A 14,844-nucleotide genomic window follows, 5' to 3' on the forward strand; every position below is an offset into this window, starting at 1 on the left:
TCTTTAGAATTAGTGAGTGAATGTGGTGCAGGCGGGAAACCCTTTCGGTGGGCCTTTCAGGCCGAGGCCGGTAACAGAGGCTTTCAGCCGCAGAGCAAACCACCAGTTCACACTGGTGGTTTTGATTGTGGCCGCTATGCTTTTATCTTGGCCCGTTTTATTTCTGGATAGCGTTGTGCAAAAATCTATCTGGTTGCAGGAAGGAGGAAATGATAGAATTTGCATCATTTCTTGAATCAGTCTTCCTGACATCCTGTCTTATTTTATCAGCGGGTTTATGGCTGCTCTATAAGTATGAATATGCGGGATGGCCAAGAAACGAGAAAAGGAGGGATGAATAATGTTATGAAAATTTCGTCGATTCATCCCAAATTATTGCTTGAAAATGATAAAATATGTAAAAGACAATCCAAGGGGGAAGTATGGTGTCATCATTACAAGAAAAAATCAATGCAGCAAAAAAGGAAATCGAAAAAGCAATTATCGGAAAGGAATTGGCAGTAGAACTGCTGTTCACAGCTATATTGGCGGAAGGGCATATTTTACTCGAGAGTGTACCGGGTTCTGGGAAAACAAAGCTTGCCAAAAGCTTTGCGACAATCATCTCCGGAGACTTTCAAAGGATTCAATTTACCCCGGATGTACTGCCCAGCGATGTAACAGGAATCCAATTTTATAATCCGAAGACGCAGGAATTTGAACTTCGGACAGGCCCAGTATATGCAAATATTCTACTTGCCGATGAAATAAACCGTGCTACACCGAAAACGCAATCAAGTCTGCTGGAGGCAATGGAAGAAAAGCAGGTGACAGTGGATGGCGAAACGGTGACACTTCCTGTTCCGTTTTTAGTGATTGCCACGCAAAACCCTGTGGAAAGCAATCATGGCACTTTCCAATTACCGGAAGCCCAGTTGGATCGTTTTTTATTTAAAATCGATATGGGCTACCCATCTTTAGAAGAAGAGCAGACAATCCTTGATACATATAAGGAAGCTGAACCCTTTGCTGAACTGCAGAAGGTAATAGGAATTGAAGAGTTGACCGCTTGGCGGAATCAAGTGAAACAAGTAACAGTTTCACAGCCTGTGCGTGACTACCTGCTTAAACTGGTAAGGGGGACCCGTGAACATCATGAAATCGAATTGGGCATCAGTACCAGGGGGGCACTGGCATTGATGAAAGCAGGGCAGGCTTATGCCTTGATCAAAGGGAAAGCGTATGTCAGTCCCGCAGATATAAAATTGCTCACCCCATATCTGTTTGAACACCGACTGATTTTGAACATGGAAGGTTCGATTCGCAAAACGCCTGCCCAAGTACTGGAGGAAATAATTAGTCAAATAGATGTACCCGTAGAAACAGGAGAACCTGTATCATGAAGGTGGAAAAAAGAATCGGCGACCAGTTGAACTATGGGTATGAATTAATGGTGTTCCTGGTCATCGTGATTTTCGTTTTCAGCATTATTTTCAACCGTCCCATATTATTCGGGCTAGTGGCACTGATTACGGCATACTTGCTTATCAATAGGCTATATGAAAAAAACATCGGAAATCATTTGGGTATCGAAAATCCGGCGAAAAGCATCCGGTTGTTTCCGGGAGAAGAGAGTGAAATCGCCTTTTCATTCAACAACCCTTCCCGTTTGCCGATAGTGAACGGCAGACTGTATTTCGCAATCAGTGAAGTGATAGAAGGGAACGGGATCAGTGAAGAAAAGGGAGCATCCCATAAATTCGGGATTCCCTTTTCTATGGCCAGAAAAGGAAAAACGACTGTCACCTTCCCTTTCAGGGCGAAACAACGAGGGACAGCGAGAATACATAACCTTCATTACCTATTTCCACACCTTACTGCTTTTGATTCGATTCGTTTGAATTTCAATGGTTTTTACCGCACGGAGTTGATTGTCTATCCTGAACCGTTGCCCATCCAGGGTGTGAAAAGTATTTTTGTACAAGCGCCAGGGAACCAGCGCGCGCTGATTTCCCCCTTTGAAGATACGATGGATGCCGCTGGAGCACGGGACTATGTCAGTTCCGACTCTTTTTCCCGCATTCATTGGAAAGCGACTGCACGATCGGCAAAACTGCAAACCAAAGTTTATGAACGTAGTCTGGATTTCACCTGGGTGATGGTCGTTAATATGGGGGAAACAAGCAGACTCGGCAACCGGTATTTTTCTGCCTCAATGGAGAAAATTCTTTCCCGAGTAACCTATTTATGCCATGTCGCCGTGCAAAAAGGATATCCTTTTGAAATTTATATCAATTTACAGCGTCCCGGCAGAAAACGTTTCTTTTCGATAGAAGCTGGAAGCGGGAAAACCCATTTAAAAGAAGCATTGGAGATGTTGGCGAGAGTGGATAAAAACTACAAGCTTGAAACCTCAGGTGCGTTGCTTCATTTTGTAGATAACCATATGTATAAACAAAAATCGGTTGTGTTTTTCGGAGAAATGGATGGGTCAAGCGAATACTATGCGGATAAGTGGAGTAAGCAAGGGATGCCGGTGTTTTATGTGGAAGAATCGGAAGAAGAAGGGAAAATGAAAAGTTGGGGGACTTACCGATGAATCGTACAGCCCTGACGATTACTCGTATTTATCAATTCACAAGTGAATCGGTGTTAATTTATTTGCTGGCGGTGCCATTTTTATGGGTATTTCGTATGGAATATTCGTTTTGGCATTATCTATTGCTCGTCTGCATCCAAGCGCTTATTGGTTTATTGATTTTGCAGGCCACAGCAGTAATGGCTCCCCTCATAACCCTTAGTATTGCGGTTGCGGCAATGGCTGTGATTGTCTTTCATATCCCTTGGCCTGCGGCTGTCTTAACAGGTGTTTTACTGTGCTGGAGATTTATAAAACATCAAGAGAACGCCGACCATCAGCATGAAAAAGCCATTCTTGGATTAAGTTTTTTCCTGTTGGCGGTTTACCTGCTCTTAAGCACTGATTTCACTTTTTTGGCGATTGGACTTGTTCAATTTTTATTGATCATGTGTGGATTTTTACTTCGCAATATTTTCAGCATGGACAAGGACCGGGGGTTCGGAGTTTATATCGTAAGTGGAACAATAGGTGTTTTCGCTGCAGCCGGAATAGTAATAGCTTTACTTTATAATGGCGCCCGATCCATATATTTATTTGTCGGTGGTTTGTTGTCTTCTTTGGCGGGCGGGGCAATGGCAGCCTTGCTTAGTCCTTTTGATTTGGAGCCTGACCTGAAAAAGACTGAACGGGACGGAAATTCGATGGAACAAAATCAAGGGGCAGAGGATCCTATGCCCGATCGTCCTGAAGAATTTAATGGAGAAACGGTGGATCGGATTTTTCATTTTTTGGAATGGTTGGTGATAATCGGGGCGGTGGTCCTCATTGTGTGGATAATCCTTAAATTATACCGAAAGCGGGTGCAAGTGGAGACCGCTGATAGTGATAACTCAATGGTCACTTATGAATCTTTATCTGATCAAGACCAGCAAAACGGATGGCGGCTTTTCAAAAGGCGGAAACCCCAGTTAGATGATACTGTCCGTCAATTGTTTCTGGAATTTGAATTGTTTGCCGCCAAACTAGGATTGGGAAGAGAACGGTTCGAGTCGATAGAGGACTGGTTTCGACGAATCGATTTACAGGTGGACGACACAGAATTGTATCAACGGGTCCGTTATGGAGACGAGCAACTGGAAGAGGAAAAAATAACGGAATTTCGTGAGGAAATAGCAAGATTAACCTCCCGTTTGCAGGAGAAATAGAAGGAAAGGTACAGGGATTTTGAGGCTGGGACAATTAGCATAGTGAAACAAAAACACCGAACAGTTACCAATTTGTTTGGTGTTTTTAATTGGGAAAAAACAAACCGTATTACGACCAGTAGAAAATACGGTTCTATATCTTCTTGAGAACATAGCGGAGGCAAGATACGGAGACTCCAATAGGAGCAGCACGAGCTGAAAATCCCGCAAGAAAACGGTTGGTGCTTGCTTAGGGAGTTGAAGCCGTGCTCATGGAATGCCTAGTATCTTGCCGTATCGATAGGAAGCATGCATTAAACACATTTAGAGTTCGTTCGGTTTTTCTTTGGTGGAGGTATTGTTATTCCACCGCTGTTTTCTCTTTGTTTTTTCTACCTTTTCACATGGCAGCTCATCACGATAAATTCAATGTTGTTGTTCATAAAAGCGCCTTGTATGATGAAGCCCGCACGTTGATATACAGTAACGGCCCGTTGATTGAAAGCCGCCACAGTCAAACGCAATTTTGAGGGTCGAAAGGTTTTAATGCCGAAATCCATGCCTCTGGTCAAGAAACTGGCTCCCAACCCTTTTCCGGTCAGATCCGGCCGGAGACCAAGCCCGATATCAAGAGCTTTTTCCTCATAGAACCCCTCTTTTTTCCCGGCAGGTACATGCGCGCTTTCTCCATAACAAAAATACCCTATCAATGATTCGTTTACCGTCGCTCCATAGTAAGCACCGTTTAACAGTTCATTGATCAAAGCTGGGCTTTCGTCATGACTATATAAGTCATAAGGCTTCTCATACTTCCAAGCTGAGATTTCCCGAGCGCTTTCCTCGTTTAATGTGTCGATTCGTACAGGCAATCCTCCGATCAAGCTCATGGCACCTTACTCCTGTCTCCAAGCAATTATAGTAGTGAAACTAATCATATTGTAACACAAGTATATGCGGATTCCTGCTCAACCTGCAACAGATGCCGTGTCCGAAGTTTCTTGGTTTGATTCTACTATTAGGAGAGGCTTTATGCTTCCCAATCCATTATGAGGAGGTGACGATATGGACAAAGGAACATGGATTAGAACCGTCGTGCTGGCTTTGGCTCTGGTAAATCAGGTGCTAGTCATGTTTTCCAAATCTCCGCTTCCAATCGACAATGAAATGGCAGAGCAAATAACAGCCAGTATTTTCACTGTCTTTACTTCTGTCTATGCTTGGTTCAAGAACAATTACGTGACGGAAAAAGGAAAACAGCAGCGGGATGTACTAAGGCAAAATGGATTATCAAAATAAAAGGAGGGATCGATAAGTGGCACCAATTTTAATCATTGATCCCGGCCACGGGGGAAACGATCCAGGTGGGGGTTCCAATCAGTATTGGAAGGAAAAAGACCTAAACCTGCAAATCTCATTATACCAATTTCAACGATATCAAGAGCTGGGTATTCCGGTTGCCATCACTAGAACAAAAGATCAAACGCTGACTCCGGAAGAAAGAACTCGTCTGGTACTGGAGAGTGGCGCCGATTATTGCCATTCGAACCACATCAATGCTGGGGGAGGGGATGGTGCAGAAATCATCCATTCCATCTATAACGATGGCAACATGGCGGAATTGATAGGAGAAGAATTACAGAAGTCCGGACAAAACCTCAGGGAAATCTATACGAGAACATTGCCTGGTGATACGAACCAAGATTACTATTTTATGATCAGGAATACAGGCAAGGTAGAAACGAATATTATAGAATATGGCTTTGCCGATTCGAAGAACGATGACATTCAACAGTTGAGAAAAAATTGGAGGGCATTAGCAGAGGCTGTTGTAAAGGCATTTTGCCGGTTTACAGGTTATCAGTATAGTTTCCCTTCCGAGTCACTTGAAGGTGAAAGTGAACCGGTTAATGTATTTCCGGCAAAGCAATCATCAAACGGTGCCCCACTCGGTCAGACACTGATCCTGCCCGCTGAAGCCGATTCCTGGCGTGTTTATCCATTAGGTGTTTCTCCTGTAAAAGGTAACGAAAAAGGGTTGTTAAAACCTGCGAAATTCGGTGGATTAGAATACAGAATTGAAGGCACAACCCAGCCGGAGGTTTACATCATCGAGACGGCAGACTATGGCAAGGTTCAAATCTATGCAGATCCAAGTACAGGAGCAAAAGTTGCCCAGGGAAACAAAAACAGTAAAAATCAACAGACTTTCGCCGGCCACAGGTTGGAAAGCAAAGTGGATAATTTACGATACTACAACCGCCCCTCTTGGAGTGACGCCCATATGGTGAATACTATTGACAAGGGAATCGGGTTTCCGGAAATCGTCGACAAAGTGAAAGTGGGAAAAAGTTATCAATACAAAGTCAAAAATTCCAAAGGATCAGTTTATTATCTTACAGCCAATCCCTCGTACGTCCGCGTCCTTTGACCTTATCTTCAGAACAGATATGAAAGAATAAGAAAAATCGCGGGCAAAGTCGGGGACTGACCCTCTTCCAACAAAGTCTGCAAACTTCTGCAGAAAACCGTTGGTGAGGGTCAGTCCCCATAGTGATTTCCTTCTCACGAAAAAAGCGGTATAATAGAATACCAAAATAGGGAAATAACAAGTAGAAATAAGAGGGAGTGTGCTGTCCTCCCTCTTTCTTGCTATTTTGCTAGAGAAAAAGGAGTGGTGTTGGATGAATAGTAGATATAATCCGCGCTGGGATTTGGAATCTATTTTTCCGGGAGGAAGTGAATCGGCCGAGCTTCAAAACTACATATCCGTTTTGGAAACGGATTTACAGCAGCTTTCCCAGCAAGTGAAAGGGTTTCCGTTGCCTGAAGAGCCTGAAGATGTGGCTTACATGGAAAGCATGATAAGCTTATTGGAAAAAGTATCCAAACAAGTAGGGGAGGTGTCGGCATTTGTCAGTTGCCTGACGGCTGAGGATGTACATGACTATAAGGCAAAACTGCTCGTAGGTAAAAGAAGCGAACTCAGTGCAGCATATGCTGCGAATTTAACGATACTGGATCGTAAATTTGTACAAATTGATTCAGATGTATGGAACGGCCTCCTTCAACAACCGACACTCTCACCGTTCTCCTTCATTCTTGATGAAAGGCGGCGAAAAGCGATGGACAAACTGCCGGTCGAACAGGAAATACTTTTGAACGATCTGGCGGTAGATGGTTATCATGCTTGGGGTGAAATGTATGATGCCATTGTGGCGAAAATGGGAATAGATTGGGAAGAAGACGGAAAAAAAGAACGGTTATCCATCGGACAGGCGGCTAACTTATTGAGCAGTTCCGATCGAAACGAACGTAAGTCCGCTTTTGACAAGCTGGAAAAGGCATGGCTGGAGAAAACGGATTTGTTCAGCGAAACGATCAATCATCTAGCTGGTTTTCGCCTTCAGACATACAAACATCGGCATTGGGAAAATGTTTTGCAAGAACCAGTCCAGTATAACCGAATGAGCGAGAAAACACTAAATGCGATGTGGGAGGCAATATCCAATAACAAAACCCCTTTTGTATCTTACCTCAAACGAAAAGCTGAATTGCTCGGACTTGAAAAATTGAGCTGGTTTGACCTCGATGCCCCAGTAGGTGAGAATAACAAGACGATCGATTACGATGATGCTGCGAGGATCATCATCGAGCAATTCAGCCGCTTCAGTACCGGAATGGCAGAATTTGCCCAAATGGCCTTCGATGAACGCTGGATCGAAGCAGAAAATCGTCCTGGTAAACGTCCGGGAGGTTTTTGTACAAGTTTTCCCGATAGTCAGGAAACGCGTATCTTTATGACTTATTCAGGTACTCCTTCCAATGTAGCAACATTGGCTCATGAGCTGGGACACGGATATCACCAGTTCGTGATGAACGATATAGAAATTTTGAATCAAGACTATGCAATGAATGTAGCCGAAACAGCTTCTACTTTCGCAGAAATGATTGTAGCCGATGCCGCTGTGAAAAACGCCGAAACAAAAGAAGAAAAAATCTCATTACTGGATGATAAAATTCAACGTAGTGTGGCGTTTTTCATGAATATCCATGCCCGTTTCCTGTTTGAAACCCAATTTTATGAGGAACGGAAAAAAGGTCTTGTTTCCGCTGAACGTCTGAATCAATTGATGAAAAAAGCACAAAAGGATGCGTATTGTAATGCGTTGTACGGATATGATCCGACTTTCTGGGCATCTAAACTACATTTTCATATTACCGATGTCCCTTTTTACAACTTTCCTTACACATTCGGCTATCTGTTCAGCCTAGGCATTTATGCCGATGCATTGGAAACTGAACAAGGATTCGAGGACAAATATGTGGCACTTTTAAGGGACACTGGACGTATGACCGTGGAGGAATTGGCTAAAAAACATTTGGATGTCCACTTGGACAGAATGGAGTTTTGGGAGAAGGCCATTCAATTGTGCAGAGACGATGTGGAAGAATTCTTAAAGCTGACCGAGCGATGAAGACTTGTCAATACAGTGGAAATGGGTCAAAAGCACGGCGGTCAAAACGAAAACCGAACGATTACAATTCGTTCGGTTTTTATATTTTAAAAAGCATGGCAATGCACTGAGTGACTAGCAAATGAAGCAAATCTCACTCCGGCAGGGTACTTCGCTTCGCACGATAATATCCCGGTCTCTTCTCTCTATGGAAAATTTCGCTTCATTCAACATTGCTTGATGGAGGATACGATACGGTTTTCGAGGATGCAGTTTAAAGGCGGCAGAAAAAGATATGTATATACTGCCAGTTTAAGCTGCTTGCTTTAAGGCTAAAGAATAGAAATGAATGTTGTAGAAGGGAGTCTCGGTCATGTTAGCGCATCAGATCGTTTTGCTATTATTTATAGGTTATATCGTTTTTTCCATCGACAAAAAACAGAAGTATTTTCCGGTGCCGATGGTGTTGGTACTTTTAGGAATCGTGCTATCGTTTATTTCTTACTTCGATTCTCTCAAAATAACGAAAGAGATTATTTTCAACGTTTTTTTACCAGCCTTGTTGTTCACTTCCGCATACCAGTTTTCGCTTGATTCGTTAAAGAAAAATAAATGGATCATTGCTTCGCTTACTACTGTAGGCCTAATGGCGACTGCTGGACTTCTGGGAGTCGCCATCTATTTTATCAGTGGACCTTTCCTTCAAATTTCCCTGTTAGGAGCGCTTTTAATTGCGGCAATCCTGACACCGACTGATCCTGTCTCGGTCGTTTCCATATTGAAGCAATCAACGGGAAATGAAAAAATTGCCGATATTGTAGAAGGTGAATCGATGGTTAACGATGGAACAAGCATCGTTGTCTACTCGGTACTTTTGACCATGTATAAAAGTGGAGAATCGTTCTCGATCGGTTCCTTCTTAGGTGAATTTTTACTCGTGTCTGCAGGCGGAATCATTCTGGGGATCATTTTTGGCTGGCTTCTCAGCAGGGCCGTCCATTATACACATCATAAACAATACCAGGTTATGCTCAGTATTATCGTCGCGTACGGCAGCTTCCATATTGCAGAAAAAATCGGGGTTTCTGGTGTCTTGGCAACTGTCACTGCTGGGATCATGCTCTCCTGGGAATTCGGTAAAACGGAAAAAGAAGACTATTTCCATGAATCACTTGACGGATTTTGGACCATTGTTGAGCCGTCTGTGTTAGCGCTCATTTTCTTGCTTATTGGCATTGATGCGGCAGATTATCTTGCATTTCCAGGCTGGATCCTTGCTTTTATCATTTTTGTTTTATCGCTTGTTGTCCGTTTCCTTGTACTGGCTGGTTTTACGAGCGTCGTTCCTGCCTGGAGAAAAAAATTCAGTGCAGGGGACGTTGGTTTAATTACTTGGTCCGGGATAAAAGGGACGATGTCGGTCGCCCTATTGCTGGGATTAGAAGCTGGGGTGGATAAAGATAATGTTCTAGTTTCATTGACTTTCGCCGCCATATTGTTGTCATTAGTCATTCAAAGTGTCGGCGTCTATCCACTGACAAAAGAAAAAGAAAAATAATCAGCTTGTGAACATTTTTTCTCGACAGATGGTGCCTTTCTTTTCTTAATTGAATAGACTGCAATAGAGGTGAACGCCCATGCAGAAAATTTATTTGGTGCCAGTCGATGACAGTGAGCAATGTCTATCCGCAGTCGACCATGCTGTAGAAGCGGCGCTTGCAAGTGGATATGGAATCCAATTGTTGAACGTCCAGCCGAAAATCCATACCCAGTATGCGCAATCAAAAGTCGGGATAAAGAAGTTGGAAAACTACAAAAAGGAAACATCCGGCAAAATCCTGGATCGGGCAGAAAAGAGGACAAAGGGGCTGGTGGAGGTTGTATGTAAAACGCGCTGGGGAATCCCTGCAGTGGAAATATGTGAAGAGGCCAAAGGGAAAGCGATAAAGGGAATTTTTCTAGCTCCTAGAAAACCAAAGAAAAAGCTAGGAAGCATCACTTATAAAGTCCTGCAAAAGTCGACTGTACCAGTGACTGTCATTCCAGTTTGACGATAAGCATTGATACTACCGCTTGGCACGACTTTCCATTCGCGCCGGATTTTTGCAGTACAGGGCAGTTTTCGTTATACTTTGTTTAACAAAAAAATGGTGCCGAAGCCTTCAGGGGGAGCCAACTGGCTGAGAGTGGACGTAGTTGTCCAGACCCTTTGAACCTGTTAGGTGATGCTAGCGTAGGGATGGCGGCTTCCTTGATGGCAATGAAGCAATGCAACGGGTATTTCCATCAGGAAGCTTCCCCCGCATTGCTTTTTTGTTGTCGTTAACCAAAATGAAGGGGGTGGGCACTATGGAATCAAGGCAAACACTATTTTTGGTCGAGGTAGCCATTATGTCTGCTATGGCGCTCGTACTTGATATTATTCCTTTCTTGTCGTTCAAAATCTGGCCGCAAGGCGGCTCTGTCTCATTTGCCATGATACCAGTATTCCTTGTTGCTTTCCGATGGGGAGTAAAAGGCGGATTGTTAAGCGGCCTATTGTTCGGGGCTTTTCAAGTCGTGACCGGTACAGCTTATATTCTTACACCTTTACAGGGATTGATTGAATACGGTTTTGCATTTACAGCTCTCGGAACGGCAGGAGTGGTATCTGCAAAAGTACAAGAATCATTGAAAGCTGGAAAAAATTCAGCATTTATTGTGTATATTGTACTTGGAGTGCTTTTGGGATGCACTGGACGCTTTTTGGGTCACTTGTTGGCGGGAGTTTTCTTCTTTTCGGAAAACGCACCCGAAGGACAACCGATTTGGCTTTATTCCGCTGTATATAATGGATCTTACATGCTTCCGGCATTTATTTTGAGTTCGATTGTCATTTCCTTTTTGTTCTACAAACAGCCAAGATTGGCAGAAGCAAGGTCTGGGTCGCAAGGAAAATGAGTATAGGGGAAGTAAAAGGAAGGCGGGATTCTTAATGAAGGAACTTATCGGGAATTGTAATCGTTGTGATGATGCTGTTTACTGTAAAGATGGTTTTTTTGATGGTGTTCTCCATGAGGGGAAACTGCTTTGCATTGTTTGTAGTGAACAAGCCGAATCGGAAGAAGCATCAACGAAAAGATGAATATGTTTTAAGTACATGGATTGGATGTAATGATTAAAGCTTCTCGGACTTGCCGTTTCTTTTTCCGTAAGGAAGCCAAGATAAAAAGGGGCTGCCGCAACAGGAGGGAACTGAAAAACGTCCTTTTTGTTTTCGGCGTTTGTCGGGGGATTTCACAAGTTGCCTGTCAGCGGATGCTTGCCGCAGGGGCGGCCATAGCTGACTATGTCAAGAAGGTCACATGACCAAGTGAATTTTCGCTCGAGTCCTTCCTGCAGCCCTCACTAAAACCCTTTGAAATTACGCGAAAAGCGGTCTGAATGGAGTGAACTCCCATACAGACCGCTTTTTTTAGGATTCTGCCTACCCTGGCATTCCAGTTTTGCTTCCACCTCTTACAGAGTTTCGGTTAATAATTGTTCGACATTGTCTGTATTGGTGACCACTAGCAAAACTTTTCCTTCATCTAACTCTTCTTCATAATTGTTGGCTTCCACATCCGACAAACCAACTTCTTTCAGCTTGGTACGAAGCTCGTCTCCTTTTTTATTGAACATATTACCTACGGCGCTCTTTAGATTCATTTCGTTCAATCCGATGGTGTTGGCGTCAGCATTATCTGCAACGCGTTTCGTACGGTCACTGTCATGTGCGAGAACATAAACGTTATCTTTATCAATGCCCTTTTGACTTAGCTTGTTTACATCCTGTTGCAACTGTTCGTCATTCGTATATTTGCGGATAAATGGTGACATTGAAAGTCCTCCTTTTTTATTTTCCATTTCATTAGTAAAATACCCGTCCTGCATAGAACGAAACACTTGGATGGGGGGCTTAATTCGATGCCCGGTATCAGAAAAGAGTCAATTTTCAAGTAAAAACATTGTTGTTAAGGGAGGGATGCTCTAAAATAATTACAAGTCATTAAGGGGAGGATGAGGATGGAAAATAAAAAAATAGTAGCAACTTTTTCGATTGTCGGAGTGGATCCGGATACAGGAGAACACGGGATTGCTGTTCAATCAAAGTTTATTGCGGTAGGAGCTGTCGTCCCCTGGGCGAAGGCAGGGGCGGGAGCAGTCGCTACCCAGGCATTTGCCAATCCTTCATACGGCCCGCGGGGGCTTGAGCTCCTTGAAAAAGGTTATGCACCAGAAGAAGTTATCGAACAGTTGATCAAAGATGACCCGCAGAGGGAAGAACGTCAGGTCGGAATAGTGGACGCAAAGGGAAACAGCGCTACTTTCACTGGGAAGCAATGTTATGATTGGGCAGGTGGAATCCATGGCCGAAACTTCGCAGCCCAGGGGAACATCCTTGTAAATGAGGCAACTGTTGCCCAAATGGCGAGAACCTTCGAACAAACGGAGGGGAATCTGGCTGAACGTTTGCTGGCATGTCTGCAAGCGGCACAAGAAGCTGGTGGAGACAGCAGAGGAAAACAGTCGGCAGCACTGTATGTTGTAAAAGAAAAAGCTGGGTATGGCGGTTTGAATGACAGGCTTGTCGATTTACGGGTTGACGACCATCCGGAGCCGATTGAGGAAATCGCGCGTCTTTATCAGCTCCAACAGCTTTATTTTGGAGAGACCAAACCGGACAATATCCTTCCGCTTGAGGGAACCGTAAAGCAGCAGGTGATTTCTGGCTTAATGGGCAAGGGTTATATAAGGAGCGAAGGAGTCTCCGATGAAGAACTTCAGAAGCGCTTGACGGAGTACCTCCATACCGAGAATTTCGAGGAAAGGGAATTAGAACCAGGGAAGATAGATAAAGAAGTATTGGAGTTTTTAAATAAGCAGTAGCTTTAATCTTTAGTCGTCTTAGCCAGGTCGGGCTAAGGCGTTTTTTATAGGGGCGGTTTTGTGTTTTTTCCTTGTTTCAAGAAGAAGTCCAAGGAATCCTCCAAGAATGCTTTTCGAGGAACGGAACTCTGTGTACTCCCGTTGCATAGGCTATAGCACTCACACAAGCAGTACCAATTGAAGGGGGTTCCTTGCTATGGAGTTGACTTTTTCCCATTGGTTGTACGGTTTTTTTACATTTTTAATCATCCTTACCATGATTTTTCGGAAGGGCGTGGTACTGCCGACACTGCTGGGTACCTTTCTAGTTGCCTGGGTTTATAAAGGGAGCCTTATCGGTGGGTTTACTGCTGTTTTCAATGCCAACCTTGTGGCGGCTAAAGAATTGTTCAATATCTTTTTGATTATCACTTTTATGGTCGCGCTGCTTCAATCATTAAAAGACTTGGATGCCGACAGACGGATGATTCAGCCGATTCAACGGGTGATGGTCAACGGACATTTAGCTTATTTTGTATTAGTCGGTGTGACTTACGTTATTTCATTATTCTTTTGGCCTACTCCGGCTGTTCCGCTTATTTGCGCACTCCTCGTTCCGGCAGCCATCCGTGCCGGACTTCCTGCAGCAGTGGCAGCAGTGGCTGTGGCTCTTGCCGGGCAAGGAATGGCGTTGTCTTCCGATTATGTGATTCAAGTCGCGCCAGGATTATCTGCCGCGTCTGCTGGTGTGGAAACAGCAGACGTATTGGAGAAAGGGCTTATTTTATCATTGATAACCGGGCTGATCGCTATATCTATTGCTTATTTTGTCAACCGCCGGCACATTCGTTCGCAGGATGATCCCAGAAATGAGAAGGAACTGAGCATGATGAGAGGGGTGGAAGAACAAGATCAATCGATAGAGGGGAAACAGAATGTCCCGTTGGTGGGGAAATTTTTTGCTGTAATTGTTCCATTGTCCATGTTGGCTGTCATGATATATATGGTATCGACAAAGCTTAATTCCGGAAGAATGGGAGGATTCGAGGGAGGAGACGGTGCTGCCTTTATCGGTGGTGTCGCTGTGGTATTGTTGCTCTTGTCGACCGTGGCATTTGGCAAGCACCGTGCCCTCGATTACATTAGTGAACATATTACCAATGGATTTGTTTTTGCATTCAAAGCAATGGGGCCGGTTATTCCGATTGCGGGTTTTTTCTTTCTCGGAAGTGCCGATTTTGCCAGTGCCATACTTTCCGTCGAGACAGATAAAGCGCCTGGGCTGCTGTTTGATTTAGTCCAGTCTTTTCAAGCATATCTGCCAGAAAGCTCGATATTGGCAGCGTTCAGCATTTTGCTCATCGGAATCATTACAGGACTGGATGGATCTGGATTTTCAGGATTGCCATTGACAGGGGCGTTGTCTGGTGCTTTGGCGGATGGAACAGTTGATCCATCTGTCCTTGCAGCGATCGGTCAAATGGGATCGATCTGGACTGGGGGAGGAACAATCATCGCCTGGTCTTCATTGGTGGCCATTGCCGGATTTTGCGGAGTGCCTGTCATGGAACTGGTACGTAAAAACTTTTTGTCTGTAATGGCAGGCTTATTTATATCCACATTGCTTGCGCTATTTATATTTTGACATTTTATCAGAGGGGCAGTCCGGATGGAGGGGGACAGTCCCTCTGTTCACTAGTGAACGAAATGTTTCCTGAAGTGGAGGGGGATGTGATACCATAAGAAAAAACTGTACATA

Annotated in this window: 14 protein-coding genes and 1 riboswitch; of the genes, 12 read left to right on the forward strand and 2 right to left on the reverse strand. The window is 44.1% G+C overall.

The window, feature by feature from the left end:
* Window positions 1–425: 425 nt before the first annotated feature.
* Genes F6X55_RS06035 through F6X55_RS06045 form a run of 3 tightly spaced genes read left to right on the forward strand, consistent with a single transcriptional unit; the run spans window position 426 to window position 3,765 of the window.
* Complete coding sequence (locus tag F6X55_RS06035) at window positions 426–1,382, forward strand: AAA family ATPase (RefSeq protein ID WP_235162449.1); 957 nt, start codon at window positions 426–428, stop codon at window positions 1,380–1,382.
* Window positions 1,379–2,578, forward strand: coding sequence for a DUF58 domain-containing protein (locus tag F6X55_RS06040; RefSeq protein WP_026570557.1), 1,200 nt, complete (start codon window positions 1,379–1,381; stop codon window positions 2,576–2,578). Before F6X55_RS06035 ends, F6X55_RS06040 begins: the two co-directional genes overlap by 4 nt.
* On the forward strand, window positions 2,575–3,765 hold the full coding sequence (locus F6X55_RS06045) for a DUF2339 domain-containing protein (RefSeq protein ID WP_153462425.1): 1,191 nt from the start codon (window positions 2,575–2,577) through the stop codon (window positions 3,763–3,765). The genes F6X55_RS06040 and F6X55_RS06045 overlap by 4 nt, the downstream gene beginning before the upstream one ends.
* A gap of 371 nt (window positions 3,766–4,136) precedes the next feature.
* Here F6X55_RS06045 and F6X55_RS06050 read toward each other — a convergent pair whose 3' ends face one another.
* The gene (locus tag F6X55_RS06050; RefSeq protein WP_035426740.1) at window positions 4,137–4,631 is read right to left on the reverse strand and encodes a GNAT family N-acetyltransferase; all 495 of its coding nucleotides are present in this window, start codon (window positions 4,629–4,631) and stop codon (window positions 4,137–4,139) included.
* Between the two features lie 175 nt (window positions 4,632–4,806).
* Here F6X55_RS06050 and F6X55_RS06055 point away from each other — a divergent pair, with 175 nt between their 5' ends.
* The 7 genes from F6X55_RS06055 (at window position 4,807) to F6X55_RS20060 (ending at window position 11,322) form a co-directional block, all read left to right on the forward strand.
* Window positions 4,807–5,040, forward strand: a complete 234-nt coding sequence (locus F6X55_RS06055; protein ID WP_153462427.1) for a phage holin — start codon at window positions 4,807–4,809, stop codon at window positions 5,038–5,040.
* Window positions 5,041–5,056: 16 nt separating this feature from the next.
* Window positions 5,057–6,172, forward strand: coding sequence for an N-acetylmuramoyl-L-alanine amidase family protein (locus F6X55_RS20300; RefSeq protein ID WP_272914934.1), 1,116 nt, complete (start codon window positions 5,057–5,059; stop codon window positions 6,170–6,172).
* Between the two features lie 253 nt (window positions 6,173–6,425).
* Window positions 6,426–8,219, forward strand: coding sequence for a M3 family oligoendopeptidase (locus F6X55_RS06065; RefSeq protein ID WP_153462429.1), 1,794 nt, complete (start codon window positions 6,426–6,428; stop codon window positions 8,217–8,219).
* 352 nt (window positions 8,220–8,571) lie between these two features.
* Window positions 8,572–9,756 carry a cation:proton antiporter gene (locus F6X55_RS06070; RefSeq protein WP_026570553.1) on the forward strand — a complete coding sequence of 395 codons (1,185 nt, stop codon included), beginning with the start codon at window positions 8,572–8,574 and terminating at the stop codon, window positions 9,754–9,756.
* A 79-nt stretch (window positions 9,757–9,835) separates the two neighbouring features.
* Window positions 9,836–10,249, forward strand: coding sequence for a universal stress protein (locus F6X55_RS06075; RefSeq protein WP_026570552.1), 414 nt, complete (start codon window positions 9,836–9,838; stop codon window positions 10,247–10,249).
* A gap of 104 nt (window positions 10,250–10,353) precedes the next feature.
* Window positions 10,354–10,455: riboswitch (TPP riboswitch) on the forward strand.
* 92 nt (window positions 10,456–10,547) lie between these two features.
* Window positions 10,548–11,138 (forward strand): energy-coupled thiamine transporter ThiT, encoded by a 591-nt coding sequence (gene thiT, locus F6X55_RS06080; protein ID WP_026771439.1) that lies wholly within the window; start codon window positions 10,548–10,550, stop codon window positions 11,136–11,138.
* A 34-nt stretch (window positions 11,139–11,172) separates the two neighbouring features.
* Complete coding sequence (locus tag F6X55_RS20060; protein ID WP_162832882.1) at window positions 11,173–11,322, forward strand: hypothetical protein; 150 nt, start codon at window positions 11,173–11,175, stop codon at window positions 11,320–11,322.
* 374 nt (window positions 11,323–11,696) lie between these two features.
* On the opposite strand, the gene F6X55_RS06085 is transcribed toward F6X55_RS20060, so the two are convergent.
* Window positions 11,697–12,056, reverse strand: a complete 360-nt coding sequence (locus F6X55_RS06085) for a YflT domain-containing protein (RefSeq protein WP_026570550.1) — start codon at window positions 12,054–12,056, stop codon at window positions 11,697–11,699.
* Window positions 12,057–12,242: 186 nt separating this feature from the next.
* Here F6X55_RS06085 and F6X55_RS06090 point away from each other — a divergent pair, with 186 nt between their 5' ends.
* Together F6X55_RS06090 and F6X55_RS06095 are read left to right on the forward strand one after the other, a co-directional pair.
* Window positions 12,243–13,106 carry a DUF1028 domain-containing protein gene (locus F6X55_RS06090; RefSeq protein ID WP_237648610.1) on the forward strand — a complete coding sequence of 288 codons (864 nt, stop codon included), beginning with the start codon at window positions 12,243–12,245 and terminating at the stop codon, window positions 13,104–13,106.
* 196 nt (window positions 13,107–13,302) lie between these two features.
* Complete coding sequence (locus F6X55_RS06095) at window positions 13,303–14,730, forward strand: hypothetical protein (protein WP_153462433.1); 1,428 nt, start codon at window positions 13,303–13,305, stop codon at window positions 14,728–14,730.
* The last annotated feature ends 114 nt before the right edge of the window (window positions 14,731–14,844 follow it).

Origin of the sequence: Sediminibacillus terrae (assembly GCF_009602435.1) — a bacterium.
GTDB lineage: Bacteria > Bacillota > Bacilli > Bacillales > Amphibacillaceae > Sediminibacillus > Sediminibacillus terrae.